We start from the raw sequence: 21,591 nt of genomic DNA on the forward strand, positions 1-21,591 counted from the left end.
GTTCCAAGGCCGCGCGTCCGCTTTCCGGCACGCTCGCGGTGGGGTAGTAATGGGGTGATCAGCGTCGATCGGGAGGTCACCCGTGAAGAAGATCATCAACGATCCGGCGACCGTCGTGGTCGACGCGTTGCGGGGCATGGCGCTCGCGCACGCCGACCTGCTCGACATCCAGTACGACCCGGCGGTGGTGGTGCGGGCGGACGCCCCGGTGGCGCGCAAGGTGGCCGTGATCTCCGGCGGCGGGTCGGGGCACGAGCCGTTGCACGGCGGGTTCGTCGGCCGGGGGATGCTCGACGCGGCCTGTCCCGGGGCGGTGTTCACCTCGCCCACACCCGATCAGGTGGCGGCGGCGGTCGGTCGCACCGATGGTGGCGCGGGGGCGTTGCTGCTGGTCAAGAACTACACCGGCGACGTGCTGAACTTCGAGACGGCCGCGGAGCTGGTCGAGGGCGTGGACGTGCGGACCGTGCTGATCGACGACGACGTGGCCGTCAAGGACTCCCTCTACACGGCCGGTCGGCGTGGTGTCGGCGGGACGGTGCTGGTGGAGAAGATCGTCGGCGCGGCGGCGGAACGCGGGGTCGACCTGGACGGGTGCGAGGCGTTGGCGCGGCGGGTCGTGTCGCGGGTGCGGTCGATGGGCCTGGCGTTGGCCGCCTGCACGGTGCCGCACGCGGGCGAGCCGTCGTTCACGCTCGCCGACGACGAGATGGAGCTGGGCATCGGCATCCACGGCGAGCCGGGACGACGGCGGGTGCCGGTGGGGTCCGCGGACGAGATGGTGCGGGCGCTGCTCGACCCGGTCCTGGAGGACCTGCCGTTCGGCGAGGGCGACCGGGTGCTGCTGTTCACCAACTCGATGGGCGGGACGCCGCTGATCGAGTTGTACTTGGCGCACGGGATCGCGGAGCGGTTGTTGGCGGAGCGCGGAGTGGTGGTGGAGCGGCGGTTGGTCGGCCCGTACATCACGAGTCTGGAGATGCAGGGCATGAGCTTGACGTTGTTGAAGTTGGACGACGAGATGGTCGAGTTGTGGGACGCGCCCGTGCACACCGCGGCGCTGCGGTGGGGCGTCTGATGGCGTGCACGGCGGACTCGGTCGCGGACGCGTTGCGGGCGGTGGCGGCGGTGGTGGTCGAGCACCGGGAAGAGCTGATCCGGCTCGACCGGGAGATCGGGGACGGCGACCACGGCGAGAACATGGCCCGCGGGTTCACCGCGCTGGTGTCGAAGTTGGACGCCGACGTGCCGTCGTCGCCCGGCGGGGTGTTGCGGTTGGTGGCGACGACGTTGATCTCCACGGTGGGTGGTGCGGCCGGGCCGTTGTACGGGACGGCTTTCCTGCGTGCCGCCACCTCGGTTGGTGATGTGGCGGTCGTGGACGGCGCGGCGGCGGCTGCGGCGTTGCGCGCGGCGTTGGAGGGTGTGGTGGCGCGGGGCAAGGCCGCCGTGGGGGACAAGACGATGGTGGACGCCCTCACGCCCGCCGTGGCGGCCGCGGAGTCCGTGGCGGCCACCGGTGGCGGGGTGGCCGAGGTGCTGGCGGCGGCGGCCGACGGGGCCGAGATGGGTGCCGACTCGACCGTGCCGATGGTGGCGCGCAAGGGTCGTGCCTCCTACTTGGGTGAGCGCAGCGCCGGGCACCTGGACCCGGGCGCGCGCTCGACGGCGTTGCTGCTGCGGACCTTGGCGGGGCGTGCGCGGTGATCGGGCTCGTGGTGGTGTCGCACAGCCGGCAGTTGGCGGAGGGCGTGGCGGAGTTGGCCGGGCAGATGGCGCCGTCGGTGGCGATCGTGCCGTCCGGTGGCGACGGGTCGGGTGGCCTCGGCACGGATTACGTGGCGGTCGGCGAGGCGATCGGGAAGGCCGATTCCGGGTCCGGTGTGGTCGTGCTGTTCGACCTGGGCAGCGCGAAGATGGTCGCCGACATGGCCGCCGAGGAGGCCGAGGGGTCGGTGGTGGTCATGGACGCGCCGTTGGTCGAGGGCGCGGTGGCGGCGGCCGTTCGCGCGCAGGGTGGCGCCGGGTTGGCGGAGGTGGCCGCGGCGGCGGGTACCGCCTGGTCCCGGTCGGCGGAGGTGTCCGTTCCGGTCGGGGAGGCGGTGCGGGCGGGGGTGGAGCTGACCAACTCGGTCGGGCTGCACGCGCGGCCGGCGGCGTTGGTGGTGCGGGCGTTGGACTCGCTGGACGCGTCGGTGGTGGTGCGGTTCGGCGACGAGGAGGCGGACGCGAAGAGCGTGTTGGCGTTGATGGGCCTGGGCGCGCCGGGCGGTGCGCGGATCGAGGTCGTGGCCACCGGTGCGGACGCGGCGGAAGCCGTGCGACGGGTGGAGGAGCTGGCCGCGCGGCGGTTCGACGAATGAGCTGATGAGACGTCGCTGGACCGATTACTTGCTCGATACCGATGGTGAAGCTCACGCGAACGACGCGTGACGGCCGTGGGATAGTCGCGGTCAAGTTACCGATCGGTAGCCACTCCGGTGAGTGGGAGGTAAGCAGTGACGCGCCAGTTCAACACGGTCGGAGTCGTCGGTCTCGGCACGATGGGCGCCGGTATCGCCGAAGTCCTCGCCCGGACCGGCATCACTGTGGTGGCGGTCGACGTGGACGAGGACGGCCTGGCCCGCGGTCGCGGGCACCTGGACCACTCGACGGACCGCGCGGTGGCGGGCGGCAAGCTCTCCGCGCAGGAGCGGGACGCGACGCTCGGGCGCATCTCGTACGCCACGTCGCTGGACGCGTTGGCGGGGGTGGACCTCGTCGTCGAGGCGGTGCCGGAGCGGATCGAGCTGAAGGCCGCCGTGTTCGCCGAACTGGACCGGATCTGCGGCCCCGACACGGTTTTCGCCTCGAACACGTCGTCGTTGTCGATCACCGAGATCGGTGTCCACACCGGACGGCCGGGCAAGGTCGTCGGCATGCACTTCTTCAACCCGGCTCCGGTGTTGAAGCTGGTCGAGGTGATCCGCACGGTCGTCACCGAGCCGGACGTGGTGGCCGACGTGGTCGCGTTCGCCGAGGGGTTGGGCAAGTCGCCGGTCGTCATCGGCGACCGGGCCGGGTTCATCGCCAACGCGCTGCTGTTCGGGTACCTCAACCACGCGGTGCGGATGTACGAATCCCGTTACGCGACAAGGGAAGACCTCGACGCGGCCATGCGGTACGGCTGCGGCTACCCGATGGGTCCGCTGGCGCTGCTCGACCTGATCGGACTGGATACCGCATACGAAATCCTGGATACGATGTACCACCAGTCGCGCAACCGGCTGCACGCGCCGGCGCCGCTGCTCAAGCAGATGATCACGGCGGGTCTGCTCGGCCGCAAGAGCGGGCGCGGCTTCTACACCTACGACGGTCCCGACTCGCCGGTCGTGGTGCCGGACGTGCAGACGCCCGTCGCCTCGGTGGAGGGCGTGCCCGCGCGGGAGGTCCAGCGGGTCGGGGTGATCGGTACGGGCACCATGGCCACCGGGATCGTGGAGGTGTTCGCCAAGCGCGGGTACGACGTGGTGCTGCGGGCGCGGTCGGAGGAGAAGGCCGCCGCGGCGGTGGGCAAGGTGCGCAAGTCGTTGGAGAAGGCGGTCTCGCGGGGCAGGTTGTCGGCGGAGGACCGGGACGCGGCGCTGGCGCGGGTGGCGCCGGTGGTCGACTTCGCGGACCTGGCCGACTGCGACCTCGTGGTCGAGGCGGTCGCCGAGGAGCTGTCGATCAAGAAGGCCGTGTTCGAGGCGTTGGACGAGGTGTGCAAGCCCGGCGCGGTGCTGGCCACCACGACGTCCTCGCTGCCGGTCATCGAGTGCGCCGCCGCCACCGCGCGGCCCGGTGACGTCGTCGGTCTGCACTTCTTCAACCCGGCTCAGGTGATGAAGCTGGTCGAGGTCGTGGAGACGATCTCGACGTCGGCGGACGTGGTCGCGACCGCCCGTCGGGTGTGCCTGGACCTGGGCAAGGTGCCGGTGCACTGCGGCGACCGGGCCGGGTTCATCGTCAACGCGCTGCTGTTCCCGTACCTCAACGACGCGGTGAAGATGTTGGAGGCGCACTACGCGACCGCCGACGACATCGACAACGCGATGAAGGTCGGTTGCTCGTTGCCGATGGGGCCGTTCGAGCTGCTGGACGTGGTGGGGCTGGACGTGTCGTTGGCCATCGAGCGGACCCTGTACCTGGAGTTCCGCGAGGCCGGCTTCGCCCCCGCGCCGCTGTTGGAGCACCTGGTGAAGGCCGGGCGGTTGGGTCGCAAGACCGGCAAGGGTTTCCGCGACTACGCGGCCTGAGGGTCGCGTTGTGCGGGCTGATGGCGTGGCGGGTTTCGGCGTTTGGCATCGTGGTCACCATGCGGCGTGTGGTGATCTCGCTCCTGGTGGCGGCGTTCGGTCTGACGAGCGCCTGCGCGTACACGGTCAACGGCACCCCGGTGGCGGAGCAGGTGCTCGACGTCGACCCGCCGTTCACCTCGAGCAAACCCACGCCGACCGGGTCCACCGACCCGTCCGGTGAGCCGACGGGCGAGGTCGGGGACATCTGCTCGTTGCTCGGGTGGGGTGACCTGCCCTACGACGTGCCGGACAAGAAGGCCGCGCCGACCGACACCGGTTACGACGCGACGTTCGACCAGTCGTGCAAGTGGCAGACGTCGGTCGGGACGCTGGACGTGGGCGTGACCCTGCGGTTCCGCGAGGGGCGGGCGATCACGCTGGAGCAGAGCAACGGCGAGTTCGACCTGGGTGACCGGAAGGTGACCTATTTCGACCGGACGACGGACACGTCGGTGCAGCCCTCGTGCGTGCTGGTGATGGACTACGCCGGTGGCGGGCTCGGGATCATCGTGATCGACGGCTCGGCCCGCTTCGGCGCGATCTGCGACCAGGGCAAGAAGGTGGCCGAGGTGCTGCTGGAGAAGGAGCCGACCGGCTGAGCTCGGCCAGCTGAGCTTGACCGGCTGCGGTCGACTGGCTGAGCTGGCCGGCTGAGGACGGCTCTCCGCCGACTCAGGTCGACCAGCTGGGGCCGGCTCCTCCACCGGCTAAGGCCAGCTTGCGGGAGGCCGGCTCTCGACCGGCCAAGCCCCCCCCGGCTTGAGACCGGCTGGCTGGGGCTAGCGGGCCTGATCAGCCGCAGCAGCCGCCGCCGCAGCACCCGCCACCACCGGCTCCGCCTCCGGCGGGCGCGTCGGCCTTGCCGCTCAGGCCGGCCATGGAGAGCAGCTTCACGGTGTCGTCGTGACCGTTCGGGCACGGGGCGGGCGCGGAGGACTCATCCATCGACCGCTTCACGTCGAAGGTCGACCCGCACGCCTTGCAGCGGAATTCGTAGGTTGGCACGCCGCTCATTGTCCCCGGCGCGGCGGTGTCAGCACCAGCAAGGGCACCCCAACCGCCGACACGGTGGCGAGCAGCGTCAACAGCGGCAGGCTGTGCACCCACCCGAGGCCCGCGGCGGCCAGGTGCGTGCCGGTGAACGTGGCCACCCACGTCCGCGACCCGGGTCGCAGCCACACCAGCGCCAACGCCGACAGGGCTGTGACCAGCATCAACATCGTCGTGCCGAGCAGCACGCCCTGCCGGAGCCCACGCGGCTGCCCGACCGGCGCATCAGGCCCCTGGAGGACCGGCCGCACCCCGCCACCAGGCGGAACGTCCGCCTGCGCCGGCTCGAACAGCAGCCCGCGCACCACCGGCAGCAACGTCACGGCGATCTCGACCACCAGGAGCATGGTTAATATGACCCGTTGCCACTTGCTCACCCAGTGGACCGTAGGCGATCACCCAGGGCGAGCCCGGATACCCTCGGTTCTCGTGCCACGCCGTAACCGCCCGCATCGCCCGGACGAGCCGTCACCCATCGGTGGTCACGGCTGGGCACGCGCCGAGAGCGCCCCGGACGGCGAGTGGCTGGTGCGCACCGTGTCCGGCAACGCCACCACCAAGACCTACCGCTGCCCCGGCTGCGACCACGAGATCCGCCCCGGCACCCCGCACGTCGTCGCCTGGCCCGCCGCCGACTACGGCTCGGTCGAAGACCGCCGCCACTGGCACCAGGGCTGCTGGTCGTCACGCCGCCGAAGAGGCCCCACCACCCGCCGCTGGTGACCGCATTGCTCACCAACCCCGCCACCCCATCACACCGCCGCCGGTGACGCTCCGTATCGCGACGGCCTCGCCACCCGCGCAGCCCAACCCGCCCAGCCGGCGCGGCCGCCCACCAAGCCGTGCCGAACGGCCGCGCCGTGCGCCGTGTCGTGCGGCCGTGTCGAACGGCGGTGCCGCTGGTGCGGTGGCAGGCCGGGCGGGTGGTCGGTGTCGTCGTCGGGCGTGCCCGCCGGCGCGTGGGTGGATGGCACGATGTCGTCGTGGGTGACGAAGTCCAGATCAAGGCCAACACCGTGCTGCCCGCACGCCGGGAAGCCGTGACGTTGCGGACCGCGGACGGGTTGGCGTTGGTCGGCGAGCTGGCCTTGCCGGCCGAACGGGACCCACGGGCCACGGTGGTGCTGTTGCACCCGTTGCCCACCCACGGCGGGATGATGGACTCCCACCTCTACCGCAAGGCGGCGTGGCGGTTGCCCGCGCTGGCCGACCTCGCGGTGTTGCGGTTCAACACTCGCGGCACGGCCAGTGCGGCCGGGTGCAGTGAGGGCACGTTCGACCACGCCGTCGGCGAGCGGCTGGATGTCGCCGCCGCCTTGGCGTTCTCGGCCGAACGCGGGTTGCCCTCGGTGTGGCTCGTGGGGTGGTCGTTCGGCACCGACCTGGCGCTGATGCACGGGTGCGACCCGCTGGTCGAGGGTGCCGTGTTGATCTCACCTCCTCTGCGGTGGAGCAGTACCGAGCACTTGCGGACCTGGGCAGGTGCGGGCAAACCGGTGGTGTGCCTGGTGCCGGAGTTCGACACCTACCTGCCACCGGCCGAGGCCAGGCGGCGGTTCGGCGCGGGCATCCCGACCGCGGACGTCATCGACTTCCCCGGCGCCAAGCACCTCATGGTCGGGCACGCCGAAGAGGTGCTGGACGCGATCGTGTCCGCGGCCGTGCCCGAGGTGCCCACGCCGTTGCCGCGCACCTGGTCCGGCCCTCACGAGCAGCATCAAGTGGCCATCGTGGCCTCCTGAAGCCGCCAGACCAGCACCGGCCCCTCGGCGGTCCTGCTGTCGCCCACGTGCGCGAAGCCCAGCTTCTCCGCGACGCGCTGGGAGGGTGTGTTGCCGTGGTCGGTGATGATCGTGACCGGACGGTCCGGCCGGACCCGACCCGCCCACTCGATGGCCGCGCGCGCCATCTCCGGGGCGTAGCCGCGACCCCAGTGCCGGGGGCGGAACCGGTAGAACAGGTTGAGCGTCGGTTCCCCGTCCAGCTCGTGGTGGCGCAGGCCGCCGAAGCCGATGACCTCCCCGGTCTCCGGCAGCTCCACCGCCCAGTACCCGATGCCGTCGTGCGCCCAGTGGGCCTGCCACTCGGCCGGCATCTTCGCCGCTTGCTCCGCCGACGGTGGCCCCGCCGGGTTGAAGCGGTTGGTCTCCGGATCGGACAGGACCGCGATCGCCGCGCGCACGTCACCCGGGCCGACGCGCCTGAGCAGGAGGCGGTCGGTGCGCATCTCGTCCGGTTCGGAGGTGGAGGTCATGCGACGAAGCTAGCCGCGGGGTCCGACAATTCGGGGTATGGAACCTGCTCCGCTCGTCCTCCTGCACGCCTTCCCGCTCGACTCACGGATGTGGGACGGGGCCCGTGAACTGCTGAAACCGATCACACCCGACCAGCGCGGCGGCGATCGTTCACCCGATCTGGTGGCTATTGCGGACGACGTGCTGCGGTTGCTCGACGAGCACGGGGTCGAACGGGCGGTGCTCGGCGGGTGCTCCATGGGCGGGTACGTGGCGATGGCCGTGCTGCGGCGCGACCCGTCCAGGGTGGCCGGGCTGGTGCTGGCCGACACGCGGGCCGGTGCGGACGCCGACGAGGCGCGGGCGAACCGGCTGGCGATGGCCGCACGCGTGGCGGCGGAGGGCGTCGGCTGGGTGCCGGACACCGTGCTGACCGGGCTGCTCGGGCCGGCGCCGGACGCGGCCGTGGTCGAGCGGGTGCGCGGGTTGATCCTCGACCAGGACCCGGCGGAGGTGGCGTGGGCGCAGCGGGCGATGGCCGTGCGGCCGGACTCGACCGGCGTGCTGGCCGAGGTGGACGTGCCGGCGTTGGTGCTGGTGGGCGAGCACGACGCCCTCACACCGCCCGCGTTGGCCCGTGAACTGGCCGGGCTGCTGCGCCAGGGCGAGTACGTCGAGTTGCCCGGCGTCGGCCACCTGTCGCCGCTGGAGGCACCGGGCGCGTTCGCCTCGGCCGTCCTGGACTGGCGGCGGCGCGTCGGGGTGTGACGGCGTGTCCTGAGCGTTGAACTCGGGGGTCCTGAACGTAGGACACGCGCGTTCTGAACGTAGGACACGCGCGTGCTGAAGGTAGGACTCTCGCGAGGTGGAGGTTGGACTCTCGCGTGGTCAGCGCTTGGCGGTTTGGGGCTTGGGGTTGGGGCGGGCCATCTTCTGGGTTGGGCCGTCGGGGGTGGGCTTGGTGGCTGCCGAGGTCGCTTCCGAGTCGGGTTCCGGGGTGGGTTCCGGAGTGGTGCTCGGCTGGGTGGTGGTGCTCGGTTGGGCCGGGGTGCTCGGTTGGGTTGAGGTGGAGCTGGTGGAGGGGGGAGAGGAAGGCGAGGGGGGAGAGGCCTGCTGCTGGGGTGCCTGCTGCGAGGGCTGGGGGCGTTCCTCGTCCAGCGGGTCCAGCAGGGGGGTGACGTCGTGCAGGGCGGAGCTCACGGCGTGCAGCTGCTGGGACAGGCGGTTGCGGAGCTGGCGGAGGGCTTCCACCTTCTGGGTGGCCTGGGTGACGCGGCGGTTCGACTCCTCCGTCGCCTCGCGCACCCGGCGGTTCGCCTCGTCGGTCGCCTCCTGCACGCGGGCCGTCGCCTCGCTGATGGAGTCGTGCCGGCGGCGGTTCGCCTCCTCGGTCGCCTCGCGCACCAGCCGCTGGGCCTCGGCGTTCGACGCGGCCTGCTCCTGGGCGATCTGGGCGCGCACCCGGGCGGCCTCCTCGGCCGCCTCGCGCAACCGCCGCTCGGCCTCGCCCTTCGACGACGCCTCCTGCTCGGCCAGCGTCTTCATCGACTCGACCCGGCGCGCGGCCATCGCGATCTCGAAGTCCTCCTCGACCGTGGTCCGGCGCTGGAGGGACTCCTCGTCCAACCTGGCGGCCTCGGCACGGGCCTCGCCCACCATCCGGTCGGCCTCGGCGCGCGCCTTCTCCAGCACGCCCCGGTGCTCGGCCTCCATCTCGGTGCGCCGCTGGTCGAGCTCGGCGATCAGCTTCTCGTACCGGGTGCGCAGCACCCCCGCGTCGGCCTCGGCCTTGGCGCGGATGTGCCCGCCCTCGGCCTCGGCCCGCGCCTTGATCTCGTTCGCCTCGTCCTGCGCGAGCCGCAGCATCCGCTGCAACCGCTCGCTCAGGCCCTCCAACGTGGTGGGCGGCAGCGACAGCCGCTCCACCTGGCCGCGCAGCTCCGCGATCTCCGACCGGGCCGCTTCCAGCTGCCGGGCCAGGTCGTTGGTCTGCGAGACCGCCGCGTCCCGGTCGGCCGCGAGCAGGCGCAGGTCGGAGTCCAGGCGTTCCAGGTGGTCCTCGACCTGGGCGCGGTCGTACCCGCGCTTGACGATGTCGAAGCCGGATCCCAGGGGGACGAGGTCACGGTCGTCGGCGAGGCCCATGCCGCTCACGCTACCTGCTCCCGATGTGCGGCGGTCACCCGAGAGCCGCACATCGGGAGTGATTTCGCTTTAGACGCCCCGGAAACGGTTGATCCCGTCCAGGTGCGCCGCCCGCAGCTCGTGGTCGCGGACGCCGAGGCCCTCCTCCGGCGCCAGCGTCAGCACGCCGACCTTGCCCTGGTGGGCGTTGCGGTGCACGTCGTACGCGGCCTGCCCGGTCTCCTCCAGGGAGTACACCTTGGACAGTGTCGGGTGGATCTTCCCCTTGGCGACCAACCGGTTGGCCTCCCACGCCTCCCGGTAGTTCGCGAAGTGCGAGCCGACGATCCGCTTGAGGTGCATCCAGAGGTACCGGTTGTCGTACTGGTGCATGTACCCGCTGGTGGACGCGCACGTCACGATCGTGCCGCCCTTGCGCGCCACGTAGACCGACGCGCCGAACGTCTCCCGGCCGGGGTGCTCGAACACGATGTCCGGGTCGTCGCCGCCGGTCAGCTCGCGGATCTTCGCGCCGAGCCGCTTCCACTCGCGCACGTCCTGCTCGTGCTCGTCCTTCCAGAACCGGTAGCCCTCGGCGCTGCGGTCGATGATCAGCTCCGCGCCCATCCGGCGGCAGATCTCCGCCTTCTCCGGTGACGACACGACGCAGATCGGGGTCGCGCCGCCGTTGAGCGCGAACTGGGTGGCGTAGGAGCCGAGGCCGCCCGACGCGCCCCAGATCAGCACGGTGTCGCCCTGCTTCATGTTCGCGCCGTTGGTCGACACGAGCTGCCGGTAGGCGGTGGAGTTCACCAGTCCGGGTGACGCCGCCTCCTCCCACGTCAGGTGGGCGGGCATCGGCATCAGCTGGTTGGCCTTGACCAGCGCGATCTCCGCGAGACCGCCGTAGTTGGTCTCGAAGCCCCAGATGCGCTGCTCCGGGTCGAGCATGGTGTCGCTGTGCCCGTCCGGGTGCTCCAGCTGCACGTCCAGGCAGTGCGCGACGACCCGGTCGCCGGGCTTCCACGCGTTCACGCCGGGGCCGGTGCGCAGCACCACGCCCGCCAGGTCCGAGCCGACCACGTGGAACGGCTGGTCGTGGCGGCCGCCGTACTTCTTGAGGAACGCGAACGTGGACAGCGGCTCGAAGATCGAGGTCCACACCGTGTTGTAGTTGATGGCGCTCGCCATCACCGCGACCAGCGCCTCGCCCGGTGCCAGCTCGGGCGTGGCCACCTCGTCGACGTGCAACGACTTGCGCGGGTCCTTGTCCTTGGTGGCCAGGCCCTCGAACATCTTGACCTCGTCGGCGTGCACCGTCACGCCCCGGTAGCTCTCCGGTACGTCCAGCGATCCGATCGCGTCCAATTCGTCCGCGAGGATCGCGTCGAGGATCTTCTGCACGGCGTTCCCTCCCAATGGGGGCTTGGGGGATGGTCGGTGTCGCGGGCTCCGGAGGTCCACGCGGGTGGCCGGAGGTTACCCACGGGTAACCGATTCAGAACCCGCGCTGTGAGGCACCGCACTGGCATTTCGCCCGATCGGTCGGTCCGCGCCGAGCGGTCGTGCCCTGGTCGTTCCGGGCGGTCTTGACCGGGCGGCCAACCAAGCGGACCATCGACGGTGTCCGATTCATGAGGACGGAGGTGCAGGTCATGGCAAAGGCGTGGACCAGGTGGCAGGACTGGGCCGAGGTCGTCATCGGTGTCCTGGTGCTGCTGTCGCCCCTGGTCGTGGAGACCACCACCGGGGCCATGTGGACGATGATCGTGCTCGGCGCACTGATCGCCATCGACGGCCTCGCGTCGCTCGCGATGCCCGGGATGGTCTACGGCGAGTGGTTCCAGATGGTCCTGGGCGCGCTGCTGTTCATCTCCCCGTGGGTGGTGGGCTACAGCGACCTGGCGGCGGCGTCGTGGGTGTCGTGGGTCGGCGGCGTGCTGACCGTCGCGGCGGGCGCGATGGCGGTGCCGCTGGCGAACGCGGCGCACGGCGGCCGGATCGCCGGCACCGCCTGAGAACGACGGAGGACCCGGGCCCGCGGCTGCCGCCGTGGGCCCGGTCGACGGGAAGGGCTGGGACAATTGGCAGAGGACTCGTCGGCCCGGGAGCGGATCCTGCGAGCGGCCGAGGAGTTGTTCGCCGAGTCGGGTTTCGACGCGACGCCGACCTCGCGCATCGCCGAACGGGCCGCCGTGCCCAAGGGGCTCGTGCACTACTACTTCCGCCGCAAGACCGACCTGCTGGCGGCACTCGTGCAGCGGCTCCCGGACGGCACCGTGGACGCGCACCGGGTCGTGGTGGTCGGCGACGTCGCGGAGAGCCTGCGCAGGCTCGTCGCCGCCCTGGACGCCCGGCTCACCGCGTCACCGCTGCTCAGCCACCTGCTGTGGCGCGAGGCGGACACGCACACGGCGGTCCGCGACGCGCTGCACGAGCGCTACCAGTCGATGGTGCGGCAGATCCGCAACGTCATCATCGCCGCCGGCGGGGCGGCCGTGGCCGCGAAGGACGTCGACAGCGCCTCCGCCCTGCTCGGGCTCGCGGTCAGCTACCGGCACTCGGTGGCCCGGCACGCGCCGGGCGACGACCGGATGGACCTGGAGCTGACGTTCGTCGCCGCCGCCCTCGAACGGCCCTAGCGAGCGGGTTCCACCAGCTCCACCAGCACGCCGCCCGCGTCCTTGGGATGCACGAAGTTGACCCGGCTGTCGGACGTGCCGCGTCTGGCCACGTCGTACAGCAGCCGCAAGCCCTTGGCGCGCAGCGCGTCCGCCGCCGCGTCCACATCGGACACCCGGTAGGCCAGTTGCTGCAGCCCCGGCCCGGACCTGCCGATGAACTTGGCGATGGTCGACTCGGGCGTCAGCGGCGCCAGGAGCTGCACGGCGGTGCCCGCGCCGTCGTCCCCCGGCGCGCGCAGCATCGCCTCGCGCACACCCTGCTCCTCGTTGACCTCCTCGTGCGCGACTTCGAGGCCGAAGTGGTCGCGGTGGAACGCGATCGCGGCGTCGAGGTCGGGCACGGCGATGCCCACGTGGTCGATGGCGGTGACGAGACCGCGGAGTTCTTCCATGGCCGGGAAGGCTAGTGGCCGAATCGGTGCAGGTAGCCCTGTGCGACGCCTCACAGGGCTACTCCGTGGTAACCGTGGGTATCGTGGCGTGTTAACAACCGCTTACACCCGCTGTGGAGGCTGCTGTGTCCGGTTCCGTCATCGTCGCCGGGGCCCGTACCCCGATGGGACGACTGCTCGGGTCGTTGAAGGACTTCTCCGGCGCCCAGCTCGGCGGCGTCGCGATCAAGGCCGCCCTGGAGCGGGCCGGGGTCGCGCCCGACCAGGTCCAGTACGTGATCATGGGCCAGGTGCTCACCGCGGGCGCGGGCCAGATCCCGGCGCGCCAGGCCGCGGTGAACGCGGGCATCCCCATGACCGTGCCCGCCCTCACGATCAACAAGGTGTGCCTGTCCGGCATCGACGCGATCGCGCTGGCCGACCAGCTCATCCGCGCCGGTGAGTTCGACATCGTGGTGGCGGGTGGCCAGGAGTCCATGACGCAGGCGCCCCACCTGCTGCAGAAGTCACGCGGCGGGTTCAAGTTCGGCGACGTCACGATGCTCGACCACATGTCCCACGACGGCCTGTTCTGCGCGTTCGACCAGGTCGCGATGGGCATGTCGACGGAGAAGTTCAACGCGCGCCACGGCCTGACCCGCGAGGAGCAGGACGCGTTCTCCGCCCGGTCGCACCGGCTGGCGGCCCAGGCGACGGAGAACGGCGTGTTCGGCGAGGAGATCGCCCCGGTCGCCATCCCGCAGCGCAAGGGCGACCCGGTGCTGTTCGCCACCGACGAGGGCGTGCGCGCCGACACCACGGCGGAGACCCTGGCCAAGCTGCGCCCGGCGTTCGCGCCCGACGGCACGATCACCGCCGGTTCGGCGTCGCAGATCTCCGACGGCGCGGCGGCCGTGGTCGTGATGAGCAAGGCCAAGGCCGAGGAGCTGGGCCTGACCTGGCTGGCCGAGATCGGCGCGCACGGTGTCGTGGCCGGTCCCGACGCCAGCCTGCACCAGCAGCCCTCGAACGCGATCAAGGCGGCGTGCGCCAAGGAGGGCATCGACCCGGCCGACCTGGACCTGGTCGAGATCAACGAGGCGTTCGCCGCGGTCGGCATCGTCTCCACCCGCGAGCTCGGCATCGCCGAGGACAAGGTCAACGTCAACGGCGGCGCGATCGCGCTGGGTCACCCGATCGGCATGTCGGGCGCCCGGATCGCGCTGCACCTCGCGCTGGAGCTCAAGCGCCGCGGCGGCGGCGTCGGTGCGGCCGCCCTGTGCGGCGGCGGCGGTCAGGGCGACGCCCTGATCGTGCGCGTGCCCAAGGCCTAGGAGTGTGGCCCGCACCGTTGACGTAGCAGAACTGGTCGACCGCGCGCGTGAGGGACAGCCGCGCGCGGTCGCCAGGCTGATCTCGCTGGTCGAGGACGCGAGCCCGCAGTTGCGCGAGGTGGCGGGCGCGCTGGCCCCGTTCTGCGGGAACGCCCAGGTCATCGGCTTGACGGGTGCGCCGGGCGTGGGCAAGTCCACGTCCACGTCGGCACTGGTCGCGGCCTACCGCGGCCGCGGCAAGCGGGTCGGGGTGCTGGCCGTCGACCCGTCGTCGCCGTTCTCCGGCGGCGCGCTGCTCGGCGACCGGGTGCGGATGGGCGAGCACGCCACCGACCCCGGCGTGTTCATCCGGTCCATGGCCACCCGCGGCCACCTGGGCGGGCTGTCCTGGGCCACGCCGCAGGCGTTGCGCGTGCTCGACGCGGCGGGCTGCGACGTGGTGCTGGTCGAGACCGTCGGCGTCGGCCAGTCCGAGGTCGAGGTGGTGTCGCTGGCCGACACCACGGTGGTGCTGCTCGCGCCCGGCATGGGCGACGGCATCCAGGCCGCCAAGGCGGGCATCCTGGAGATCGCCGACGTGTTCGTGGTGAACAAGGCCGACCGCGACGGCGCCGACCAGACCGCGCGTGAGCTCAAGCACATGATCTCGCTGGGCCGCCGCGACCGGGAGGGCGGCCTGTGGCGGCCCCCCGTGGTGAAGACCGTCGCGTCCCGCGCCGAAGGGCTGGACGAGGTCGTGGACGCCGTCGACGCGCACCACGCGTGGCTGGTCCGGCGCGGTGAGCTGGAACGACGCCGTGCCTCCAGGGCCGCGGGCGAGATCGAGGCCATCGCGCTGGAGCGGCTCCGTTCCCGGATCGGCGGATTGCGCGGCGCGTCCGCGCTCGAAACCCTGGCCAAACGGGTCGTGGCGGGTGAGCTGGACCCCTACGCTGCGGCTGATCGACTGGTCGAGGGGGTGGGGGCATGACGCCAGTGGTGATAGACATCGGCAGGCGGGACGTCCGGCGCGTGCTGATCGGGGGAGCGGTGGCCGGGGTGCTCGGCGTGGCCGCACTGGTCGGCGCGGTGACGGCGTACGCGGACGGCGAGGGTGTCGGCGGGACGATCGGGCTGGTCATCGGCCTGGCGTTCACCGGGATCACGGTCGGCGCGATCGTCAACCGGAAGAAGATCTCCCGGCCGCGCAAGCTCGTGTTCGAGGCGGCGGGCGTGCGGTGGGACGACCCGGCGGGCGCGCCCTGGGCGGTGGCGTGGCCGGAGTTGGGCGCGGTGCGCGTCTCGCGGACGCGGGAGCGGGTGTTCCACCCTGCCGACTCGGTCGTCCGCAAGACCATGGTCCGGGTGGACCTGCTGCCCGCCGATCCGCCGACGTTCCAGGCGCGGCACGCCGACATGGCGCACCTGGCCCGTCACGACGGCGGCTACCGGCTGCCGCTCGGCGACGCGGCCGGCCTGGTCCGCGTGGTCGAGGGCGCCGTGCTCGGTTTCGCGCCGCAGCTGTACCGGGGTGTGCAGGACGAGGGTTCGGCGGTGGGGTTGTCGTGAAAGAGGTCGAGATCCCCTTCGGCAACCGGACCGAGCGGCGCGTCGCCCTCGCGGTGCAGCTCGGCTTGACCCTGTTCGGCGTCCTGCTGATGTTCCTGTCCTACTCCGACGGCCACCTGGCGGCGATGGTCGTGGGACCGCTGGTGGCGCTGGGCGGCCTGATCGGCGGCGGCATCTGGCGGCGGAAGGCCCGGCTGCGTCGGCTCGTGGTCGAGCCGCAGGGCCTGCGCTGGGAGGAGAAGGGCAAGACCTGGGCGGTGCCCTGGTACGAGCTGGCCGGGGTGGGCCTGTCGTACGACGGCAAGCCGAAGCCCTCGCTGTGGCTGCACCTCGTGCCGAACGACCCGCGGGCCTTCGCCGTCACGTACCGCAGCATCCCGGCGTCCCCGCACGGCCACTGGGTGCAGCTGCCCGACGACACCGGCAACGACATGCTCGACCTGGCGCTCAAGCGGCACGCGCCGCAGCTCTACCGGGGCTACGTGACGCACTTCACCGGCTGAGCCGGTCCACTCCACCGGCCGGGCACGCCGAGCCCGGCCGGTTCGGGCCGAGCCGGGGCTAGGTCGTGGTCGCCAGGTGCGCCTCGTGCTGGGACACGGCCTTGCGCCACAGCGGGTCGCGGTCCTCGGCGGCGACGACCAGCCCGTAGACGTCGGCCAAGGCCGTGAACCAGTCGGCCCGGTCGTCCAGCAGCGTCCTGGTGGTGGTCTCCCCGATCCGGGACAGCGTCAACGCGCGCAGCACGTCCCAGCCCGTCGCGTCCGCCCGCTGCACGCAGAACGTGCGCACGAAGCCCGACTCGGGTGACGTGGACAGGTGCACGTGCCGGTCCGCGAAGCGGTCCATGCCGACGTCGTCGGGCGCGAAGTCCATGGCGAAGAAGCTGCCCCGCTCGTCGTGCTCCAACCGCCACCCGCCCGGCGCCACCACCGACGGCACCAGGCCGAACGTGAACGGGCCCTGCCGGTACCTGCCCTCACGCAGCGGCAACGGCGAGTGCAGGCCGTCGCCCAAGCCGACGTCCACCAACCAGGCGTCGTCGGACCCGGGCAGGTCGCGCACGGTGAGCGCGAGGTGGTTGCGGTTGATGGTGGGCTCGCCGTCCCGGGTCCTCTGCACGCCGCCGGGGTGCCTGGCCACGTGGTAGCCGAGCGCGCGGAGCAACTCGCTGAACGCGCCGTTGAGGTGGAAGCAGTAGCCGCCGCGACCGGACAGCACGCGGTCCACCGAGTCGAGCGGGTCCAGCGAGGTCACCCGGCCGAGCTGGACCTCCACCGTCTCGTACGGCACGCGTTCCACGAACGCCTGGTGCAGCCGGGTCAGCGCCGCCACGCTCGGCGGTTCGGCGGAGGTCTGGCCGAGGCGGCGCAAGAAAGCGGGCACGTCCAGCGAAGCCATCTTGAAAATCCCCCATCCGGGTGGAACGTCGAAGCCGGGACTTCCGACTCTAGGCAAGGACGATCACAGAACCGAACCTTTATCCCAGCGACCCGGGGGACGAAGAGGTGCGATGTACGACTCCGCTGGGCTTCAGGTCCTCTCCCGCGAGGAGTGCCTCAAGCTGCTCGGCACGGCCGCCGTCGGCCGCCTTGTCTACACCGACAAGGCGTTGCCCGTGGTGCACCCCGTGGTGTTCGTGCTCGACGGGGACTGCGTCGTGCTCCGCGTGCCCGACGGCAGCGCCACCCTCGTCGCCCGGGACACGATCGTGGCGTTCCAGATCGACGACGTCGCGCCCGACCTGTCCCGGGGCTGGTCGGTGATGGCGGTGGGACACGTCACCGAGGTCGAGGAGCAGGTGCGGCTGACCCGGCTCCAGCAGTTGCCGCTGGCCTCCCGCGGCCACGGCGGCGGTGACCACTTCCTGGTCGTCGACCTGGAGCTGCTGTCGGGGCGTCGCATCCCCTAGGAGAAGGCGATAGCCTCGGAACCCTCCCAGCCGGAGGTGGTCGGAGGTGGCCGGAACCCCGGACGCGAACGCCGCGGTGCGACTGGACGGCCTGCTGCGCCAGCTGACCGACCGCACCGCCGAGGCGGTCGTGTCGCAGGCGCGGCTGCACCGGTTGTTGACCGCGGTCGTCTCGTTGGCCAGCGACCTGTCCCTGCCCGACGTGCTGCGCCGGATCGTGGAGTCCTCGTGCGGCCTGGTCGGCGCCCGGTACGGCGCGCTGGCCGTGGTGGGACCGAACCGGCAGCTGCTGGAGTTCACCTACGGCGACGGCCACCACGACACCGACCTCGCCGGGCCCGGGGCGGAGGAGGCCGCGTTCGACGCGTCCGCGGTGGAGTCCCCCGCGTTCGACTCCTCCGCGTTTGACTCCTCCGCGTTCGATCCCGCTGCGTTCGATCCTGCCGGGCAGGGCTTCCTGGGCGTGCCGGTGCACGTGCGGGGGAAGGTGTTCGGCAACCTCTACCTCAGCGACAAGGCCGACGGCTCCGACTTCACCCGCGCCGACCGCGAGGTCGTGGTGGCGGTCGCCGCCGCGGCGGGCATCGCGATCGAGAACGCCCGGCTCTACGAGCAGTCGCGGCAGCGCGAGGTGTGGTTGCGCGCGTCCAACGAGGTGACGAACGCGCTGCTCACCGGCACCCCGGACCGGGACGCGCTGCGCCTGGTCGCGGTGCGCGCCCGGCTGGCCGCCGACGGCGTGAACGCGCTGCTGGCGCTGCCCGACGTGCAGGGCGAGCTGGCCGTCCGGGTGGTGGACGGCCACCTGCGCGGGTTCAGCGTGTCCGGCGAGGGCGGCGCGGTCCGCGAGGTGTTCGACACCGGCAAGGCCAAGGTGCTCGACGGGCTGCCCGGCCACGCCGACCGGATCGGCCCGGTGGTGTTCGCGCCGCTGGCCGCGGGCGAACGGGTGCTGGGCGTGCTGATGGTCGCCCGTGCCCGCGACCAGCGGGCGTTCGACGCCTCGGACGTGGCGCTGGTCGAGTCGTTCGCCCGGCAGGCCGCGCTGATCCTGGAGTTCACCAGGGCCACCGGCGCCGGGCGGCGGCTGGCCGTGCTGGAGGACCGCGACCGGATCGCCCGCGACCTGCACGACCTGGTCGTGCAGCGGCTGTTCGGGCTCGGCCTGGGCTTGCAGAGCATGAACGGGCTGGTGGAGCAGCCGATGGTGGCGCAGCGGCTGACGGACTTCGTCACCGAGGTCGACCAGACCATCCGCGAGATCCGGCGCACCATCTTCTCGCTCCAGGAGCCGCCCGCCGGCGCGGCCGACCTGCGCGCCCAGCTGCTGAAGGTGGTGCAGGAGTCGGCCCGGCTGCTCGGGTTCGAGCCCGCGCTGGCCATGGACGGCCCGATCGACTCGGTGGTGCCCGACCACGTGCGGCCCGACCTGCTGGCCACGCTGCGCGAGGCGCTGGCCAACGCGGCCAGGCACGCCTCGGCGCGCAAGGTCGACGTCGAGGTCGTGGTGGACCGCGCGGCGACGAACCTGCGGCTGGTCGTGCGCGACGACGGCGACGGCCTGCCGTCCGGCCGCGACCGGCACACCGGCGGTCTGGTGAACATGGCGGCGCGTGCCGCGAGGTGGGATGGTTCGTGCGAGGTCGAGTCGACCCGGGGCCGGGGCGTAACGCTGACGTGGTCCGTGCCGTTGGTGTCGGTGTAGGGAGGCCCCATGTCCATCTCAGTGCTCTTGGTGGACGACCACGAGATCGTCCGGCGCGGTTTGCAGCAGCTGTTGGCCGTCGAGTCGGACATCGAGGTCGTCGGTGAGGCGGAGAGCGCCGCCGCGGCCGTGTCCGCCGCCGCGTTCCACCGGCCCGACGTGGCCGTCATCGACGTGCGGCTGCCCGACGGCGACGGGGTCACCGTGTGCCGGGAGATCCGTTCGACGGTCCAGCCGCCGCCCGCGTGCCTGATGCTGACCTCGTACTCCGACGACGAGGCCCTGTTCGGCGCGATCATGGCGGGCGCGGCCGGGTACATGCTCAAGCAGGTCTCCGGCAACGACCTGGTCTCGGCGATCCGCACGCTGGCGGCGGGCGGCTCGCTGCTGCACTCGGGCGTGACCGCGACCGTGCTGCAACGGCTGCGGGGCGGGCCGGTCGAGGATCCGCGCTACGCGTCGTTGAGCCCGCAGGAGCGGCGGATCCTCGACCTGATCGCCGAGGGCCTGACCAACCGGCAGATCGCGACCCGGTTGTTCCTGGCCGAGAAGACGGTCAAGAACTACGTCTCCACGTTGTTGCACAAGCTCGGCTTCGACCGCCGGACCGAGGCCGGCGTCTACGCCGCCCGCAGGCGGCAGGCCGGCGGGTTGTAGCCGGCGGTCGGCGGCTACGCGGCTACAGCGGCCAGCCGATCAGCGGTCGCGTGCTCGTGGCGGCGGGCGCCGTCGGGTCGGGCAGCGGCATCCCCGGGCAGGTCAGGTCACCTGGCGGCACCGTGCCGTCCACGATGAAGGCCTCCACGACGTCGTCCACGCACGGGTTGCCGAAGCCGTAGATGCCGTGGTCGCCCTCGTCGGTCACGGTGAGCAGCCGTGAGCCCTGGAAGTTGCGGTGTGCCCGTTGGGCGCCTTCCAGCGGCGTCGCCGGGTCGCGCTCCGACTGCACCATGAGCAACGGCGGCACGCCCTTGCCGGTCGGCTTCTTCAGCTCCAGCGGCGGCCGCTCCCAGAACGCGCACGGCGCCAGCCGCTGGTAGTAGCCCATCAGGGGGTACTTCCGGCCAAGGCGCTCGGCCTCGGCGGCCAGGGTGGCGCGGTTGTGCCGGAACTTCGTGTCGTTGCACGTGATGCCGTAGAGCGTCGCGTTGGGCGCGTCCGGGAACCGGGCCGACGTCGCCGCGGTCGCCGTGGGCTGCCCGACGAACGCCAAGGCCTCCGCCGCCTGCGGGAACGCCTGCTTGCTGTACTGCGCCTGGGCCAGCACCAGGTCCAGCAGCACGCCGTCGACCACCGTGCCGTCCGGCAGCGTCAACGGGTCCGCGGCCAGCTTCGCGCGGGTCGTCTCGTAGGTCTGGCGGACCTGCTCGGCGGTCGTGCCCAGGTGGTAGAGGCTGTCGTACTTGGCCGCCCAGGGCAGGAAGTCGGTCCGGAACCGGCGTTCGAAGGCGTACCCGAAGTTGTCGAAGATGTCCTGGAACGTCGAGGTGAAGTCGGTGTTGGAGTCGAGCACGACCTTGTCCACCCGGTTCGGGAAGTAGGTGGCGTAGTACGCGCCCATCCAGGAGCCGCCCGAGTAGCCGATCCAGTTGATCTTCTCCCGGCCGAGCAGGCGGCGCAGCAGGTCCAGGTCGTGGACGGTCTGCTCGGTGTTGATCACCTTGCCGAACTCGCCCGAGCGCGCCTGGCACGCGGTGGCCTGGAGCTCGGCGGCGTCGTAGAGCAGCTCGGTGTTGGCCCGGCCGCGGTCGCGCGGGTCGGTGATGCCGAGCCAGTTGTACCCGCCGCAGGTGGCGTTCGTGCTCGCCCCCGTGCCACGGGGGTCGATGCCGATGATCTCCATGCTGTCGACGAGCTTGGCGCGGCCGGTGTAGAGCAGCGGCAGCGACCGGCCCGGCGCACCCGGACCGCCCGGGTTGGTCAGCACGACCCCCTTGGCCTCGCCGGTGCGCGGCTTGAGCCTGCTCACCGCGATGGTGATCTTGCGGCCGTCGTGCGGCGTGCGCCAGTCGAACGGCGACTGGAACGTGCCGCACTCCAGACCTTCGTACTCGGCGCACGCGGACCACGTGATGGTCTGGTCCAGGCCGGGCTCCGGCTCGGCCTGCGCGTACGTCGGCAGGGCGGCGCCGATCAGGGCGCCGATCAGGGCCGCTGTCACGGCCGCGGCGGTTCTCCCTCGCATGGATTTCCCCCTCCGTCGAGGCCTCCACTCCACCGCGCACGTACTCTGGGGGCAACCGCAGAAAGGCCCTGTTCGGCTCTACGAAAGACTTAAGCCACTCGGGCTCGGAGGAAAGTAAGGTCGCT

Annotated in this window: 25 protein-coding genes; 17 read left to right on the forward strand and 8 right to left on the reverse strand. The window is 71.9% G+C overall.

Annotated elements, in window-relative coordinates; translation table 11 throughout:
• The first annotated feature begins 82 nt into the window (after positions 1 to 82).
• From dhaK to ACYVLT_RS19345, 5 genes are all read left to right on the forward strand, one after another.
• A complete protein-coding gene (gene dhaK, locus ACYVLT_RS19325) occupies positions 83 to 1,078 on the forward strand; it encodes a dihydroxyacetone kinase subunit DhaK (RefSeq protein WP_461121581.1) in 996 nt (331 codons plus the stop codon).
• Positions 1,078 to 1,707, forward strand: coding sequence for a dihydroxyacetone kinase subunit DhaL (dhaL, locus tag ACYVLT_RS19330; RefSeq protein WP_461121582.1), 630 nt, complete (start codon positions 1,078 to 1,080; stop codon positions 1,705 to 1,707). Before dhaK ends, dhaL begins: the two co-directional genes overlap by 1 nt.
• On the forward strand, positions 1,704 to 2,363 hold the full coding sequence (dhaM, locus tag ACYVLT_RS19335; RefSeq protein WP_461121583.1) for a dihydroxyacetone kinase phosphoryl donor subunit DhaM: 660 nt from the start codon (positions 1,704 to 1,706) through the stop codon (positions 2,361 to 2,363). Before dhaL ends, dhaM begins: the two co-directional genes overlap by 4 nt.
• Positions 2,364 to 2,498: 135 nt before the next feature.
• Positions 2,499 to 4,277: a 3-hydroxyacyl-CoA dehydrogenase family protein gene (locus ACYVLT_RS19340; protein ID WP_461121584.1), complete on the forward strand. Its 1,779-nt coding sequence runs from the start codon at positions 2,499 to 2,501 to the stop codon at positions 4,275 to 4,277.
• Between the two features lie 59 nt (positions 4,278 to 4,336).
• Positions 4,337 to 4,918 (forward strand): DUF3558 family protein, encoded by a 582-nt coding sequence (locus ACYVLT_RS19345; RefSeq protein WP_461121585.1) that lies wholly within the window; start codon positions 4,337 to 4,339, stop codon positions 4,916 to 4,918.
• A gap of 193 nt (positions 4,919 to 5,111) precedes the next feature.
• Here the strand turns inward: ACYVLT_RS19345 and ACYVLT_RS19350 are convergent, their stop codons facing one another.
• Both ACYVLT_RS19350 and ACYVLT_RS19355 read right to left on the reverse strand, forming a co-directional pair.
• Positions 5,112 to 5,324 carry an FmdB family zinc ribbon protein gene (locus ACYVLT_RS19350; protein WP_461121586.1) on the reverse strand — a complete coding sequence of 71 codons (213 nt, stop codon included), beginning with the start codon at positions 5,322 to 5,324 and terminating at the stop codon, positions 5,112 to 5,114.
• Positions 5,325 to 5,329: 5 nt separating this feature from the next.
• Positions 5,330 to 5,716, reverse strand: coding sequence for a hypothetical protein (locus ACYVLT_RS19355; RefSeq protein ID WP_461121587.1), 387 nt, complete (start codon positions 5,714 to 5,716; stop codon positions 5,330 to 5,332).
• 82 nt (positions 5,717 to 5,798) lie between these two features.
• On the opposite strand from ACYVLT_RS19355, the gene ACYVLT_RS19360 reads away from it, so the two are divergent.
• Together ACYVLT_RS19360 and ACYVLT_RS19365 are read left to right on the forward strand one after the other, a co-directional pair.
• A complete protein-coding gene (locus ACYVLT_RS19360) occupies positions 5,799 to 6,092 on the forward strand; it encodes a hypothetical protein (RefSeq protein ID WP_461121588.1) in 294 nt (97 codons plus the stop codon).
• 260 nt (positions 6,093 to 6,352) lie between these two features.
• On the forward strand, positions 6,353 to 7,111 hold the full coding sequence (locus tag ACYVLT_RS19365) for an alpha/beta hydrolase (protein WP_461121589.1): 759 nt from the start codon (positions 6,353 to 6,355) through the stop codon (positions 7,109 to 7,111).
• Here ACYVLT_RS19365 and ACYVLT_RS19370 read toward each other — a convergent pair.
• The gene (locus ACYVLT_RS19370) at positions 7,087 to 7,623 is read right to left on the reverse strand and encodes a GNAT family N-acetyltransferase (protein ID WP_461121590.1); all 537 of its coding nucleotides are present in this window, start codon (positions 7,621 to 7,623) and stop codon (positions 7,087 to 7,089) included. The two genes, ACYVLT_RS19365 and ACYVLT_RS19370, sit on opposite strands and share 25 nt — an antisense overlap.
• Before the next feature lie 37 nt (positions 7,624 to 7,660).
• Between ACYVLT_RS19370 and ACYVLT_RS19375 the strand changes: the two genes are divergently transcribed.
• Positions 7,661 to 8,371, forward strand: a complete 711-nt coding sequence (locus tag ACYVLT_RS19375) for an alpha/beta fold hydrolase (RefSeq protein WP_461121591.1) — start codon at positions 7,661 to 7,663, stop codon at positions 8,369 to 8,371.
• 120 nt (positions 8,372 to 8,491) lie between these two features.
• Here the strand turns inward: ACYVLT_RS19375 and ACYVLT_RS19380 are convergent, their stop codons facing one another.
• A complete protein-coding gene (locus ACYVLT_RS19380; protein WP_461122250.1) occupies positions 8,492 to 9,748 on the reverse strand; it encodes a chromosome segregation protein in 1,257 nt (418 codons plus the stop codon).
• A gap of 69 nt (positions 9,749 to 9,817) precedes the next feature.
• Positions 9,818 to 11,131 carry a crotonyl-CoA carboxylase/reductase gene (gene ccrA, locus ACYVLT_RS19385; protein WP_461121592.1) on the reverse strand — a complete coding sequence of 438 codons (1,314 nt, stop codon included), beginning with the start codon at positions 11,129 to 11,131 and terminating at the stop codon, positions 9,818 to 9,820.
• 251 nt (positions 11,132 to 11,382) lie between these two features.
• Between ccrA and ACYVLT_RS19390 the strand changes: the two genes are divergently transcribed.
• Together ACYVLT_RS19390 and ACYVLT_RS19395 are read left to right on the forward strand one after the other, a co-directional pair.
• The gene (locus ACYVLT_RS19390) at positions 11,383 to 11,745 is read left to right on the forward strand and encodes an SPW repeat protein (protein ID WP_461121593.1); all 363 of its coding nucleotides are present in this window, start codon (positions 11,383 to 11,385) and stop codon (positions 11,743 to 11,745) included.
• A gap of 66 nt (positions 11,746 to 11,811) precedes the next feature.
• Positions 11,812 to 12,369 carry a TetR/AcrR family transcriptional regulator gene (locus ACYVLT_RS19395; RefSeq protein WP_461121594.1) on the forward strand — a complete coding sequence of 186 codons (558 nt, stop codon included), beginning with the start codon at positions 11,812 to 11,814 and terminating at the stop codon, positions 12,367 to 12,369.
• On the opposite strand, the gene mce is transcribed toward ACYVLT_RS19395, so the two are convergent.
• Positions 12,366 to 12,803: a methylmalonyl-CoA epimerase gene (gene mce, locus ACYVLT_RS19400; protein ID WP_461121595.1), complete on the reverse strand. Its 438-nt coding sequence runs from the start codon at positions 12,801 to 12,803 to the stop codon at positions 12,366 to 12,368. The genes ACYVLT_RS19395 and mce overlap by 4 nt on opposite strands.
• Positions 12,804 to 12,928: 125 nt before the next feature.
• Between mce and ACYVLT_RS19405 the strand changes: the two genes are divergently transcribed.
• From ACYVLT_RS19405 to ACYVLT_RS19420, 4 genes are read left to right on the forward strand one after another with little or no spacing between them, the layout of a single operon-like run.
• Positions 12,929 to 14,116, forward strand: a complete 1,188-nt coding sequence (locus ACYVLT_RS19405; protein WP_461121596.1) for an acetyl-CoA C-acetyltransferase — start codon at positions 12,929 to 12,931, stop codon at positions 14,114 to 14,116.
• A gap of 4 nt (positions 14,117 to 14,120) precedes the next feature.
• The gene (gene meaB / locus ACYVLT_RS19410) at positions 14,121 to 15,086 is read left to right on the forward strand and encodes a methylmalonyl Co-A mutase-associated GTPase MeaB (protein ID WP_461121597.1); all 966 of its coding nucleotides are present in this window, start codon (positions 14,121 to 14,123) and stop codon (positions 15,084 to 15,086) included.
• The gene (locus tag ACYVLT_RS19415; RefSeq protein ID WP_461121598.1) at positions 15,083 to 15,664 is read left to right on the forward strand and encodes a hypothetical protein; all 582 of its coding nucleotides are present in this window, start codon (positions 15,083 to 15,085) and stop codon (positions 15,662 to 15,664) included. Before meaB ends, ACYVLT_RS19415 begins: the two co-directional genes overlap by 4 nt.
• On the forward strand, positions 15,661 to 16,167 hold the full coding sequence (locus tag ACYVLT_RS19420; RefSeq protein WP_461121599.1) for a hypothetical protein: 507 nt from the start codon (positions 15,661 to 15,663) through the stop codon (positions 16,165 to 16,167). The genes ACYVLT_RS19415 and ACYVLT_RS19420 overlap by 4 nt, the downstream gene beginning before the upstream one ends.
• Positions 16,168 to 16,225: 58 nt before the next feature.
• Here ACYVLT_RS19420 and ACYVLT_RS19425 read toward each other — a convergent pair whose 3' ends face one another.
• The gene (locus ACYVLT_RS19425) at positions 16,226 to 17,065 is read right to left on the reverse strand and encodes an arylamine N-acetyltransferase family protein (protein WP_461121600.1); all 840 of its coding nucleotides are present in this window, start codon (positions 17,063 to 17,065) and stop codon (positions 16,226 to 16,228) included.
• A gap of 112 nt (positions 17,066 to 17,177) precedes the next feature.
• Between ACYVLT_RS19425 and ACYVLT_RS19430 the strand changes: the two genes are divergently transcribed.
• Genes ACYVLT_RS19430 through ACYVLT_RS19440 form a run of 3 tightly spaced genes read left to right on the forward strand, consistent with a single transcriptional unit; the run spans position 17,178 to position 19,938 of the window.
• Positions 17,178 to 17,576, forward strand: a complete 399-nt coding sequence (locus ACYVLT_RS19430) for a pyridoxamine 5'-phosphate oxidase family protein (RefSeq protein WP_461121601.1) — start codon at positions 17,178 to 17,180, stop codon at positions 17,574 to 17,576.
• A gap of 46 nt (positions 17,577 to 17,622) precedes the next feature.
• On the forward strand, positions 17,623 to 19,281 hold the full coding sequence (locus ACYVLT_RS19435; RefSeq protein ID WP_461121602.1) for a sensor histidine kinase: 1,659 nt from the start codon (positions 17,623 to 17,625) through the stop codon (positions 19,279 to 19,281).
• A gap of 9 nt (positions 19,282 to 19,290) precedes the next feature.
• Positions 19,291 to 19,938 (forward strand): response regulator, encoded by a 648-nt coding sequence (locus tag ACYVLT_RS19440; RefSeq protein WP_461121603.1) that lies wholly within the window; start codon positions 19,291 to 19,293, stop codon positions 19,936 to 19,938.
• Between the two features lie 22 nt (positions 19,939 to 19,960).
• On the opposite strand, the gene ACYVLT_RS19445 is transcribed toward ACYVLT_RS19440, so the two are convergent.
• Complete coding sequence (locus ACYVLT_RS19445) at positions 19,961 to 21,466, reverse strand: alpha/beta hydrolase (RefSeq protein WP_461121604.1); 1,506 nt, start codon at positions 21,464 to 21,466, stop codon at positions 19,961 to 19,963.
• Positions 21,467 to 21,591 lie beyond the last annotated feature (125 nt).

Source organism: Saccharothrix stipae, from assembly GCF_054781895.1.

Coding starts and splice junctions, on each gene's coding strand:
- dhaL (WP_461121582.1), top strand. CDS start 1,078: ATGGCGTGCACGGCGGACTCGGTCGCGGACGCGTTGCGGGCGGTGGCG.
- ACYVLT_RS19345 (WP_461121585.1), top strand. CDS start 4,337: ATGCGGCGTGTGGTGATCTCGCTCCTGGTGGCGGCGTTCGGTCTGACG.
- ACYVLT_RS19355 (WP_461121587.1), bottom strand. CDS start 5,716: ATGCTCCTGGTGGTCGAGATCGCCGTGACGTTGCTGCCGGTGGTGCGC.
- ACYVLT_RS19370 (WP_461121590.1), bottom strand. CDS start 7,623: ATGACCTCCACCTCCGAACCGGACGAGATGCGCACCGACCGCCTCCTG.
- ACYVLT_RS19375 (WP_461121591.1), top strand. CDS start 7,661: ATGGAACCTGCTCCGCTCGTCCTCCTGCACGCCTTCCCGCTCGACTCA.
- ACYVLT_RS19380 (WP_461122250.1), bottom strand. CDS start 9,748: ATGGGCCTCGCCGACGACCGTGACCTCGTCCCCCTGGGATCCGGCTTC.
- ACYVLT_RS19390 (WP_461121593.1), top strand. CDS start 11,383: ATGGCAAAGGCGTGGACCAGGTGGCAGGACTGGGCCGAGGTCGTCATC.
- mce (WP_461121595.1), bottom strand. CDS start 12,803: ATGGAAGAACTCCGCGGTCTCGTCACCGCCATCGACCACGTGGGCATC.
- ACYVLT_RS19415 (WP_461121598.1), top strand. CDS start 15,083: ATGACGCCAGTGGTGATAGACATCGGCAGGCGGGACGTCCGGCGCGTG.
- ACYVLT_RS19425 (WP_461121600.1), bottom strand. CDS start 17,065: ATGGCTTCGCTGGACGTGCCCGCTTTCTTGCGCCGCCTCGGCCAGACC.
- ACYVLT_RS19430 (WP_461121601.1), top strand. CDS start 17,178: ATGTACGACTCCGCTGGGCTTCAGGTCCTCTCCCGCGAGGAGTGCCTC.
- ACYVLT_RS19440 (WP_461121603.1), top strand. CDS start 19,291: ATGTCCATCTCAGTGCTCTTGGTGGACGACCACGAGATCGTCCGGCGC.
- ACYVLT_RS19445 (WP_461121604.1), bottom strand. CDS start 21,466: ATGCGAGGGAGAACCGCCGCGGCCGTGACAGCGGCCCTGATCGGCGCC.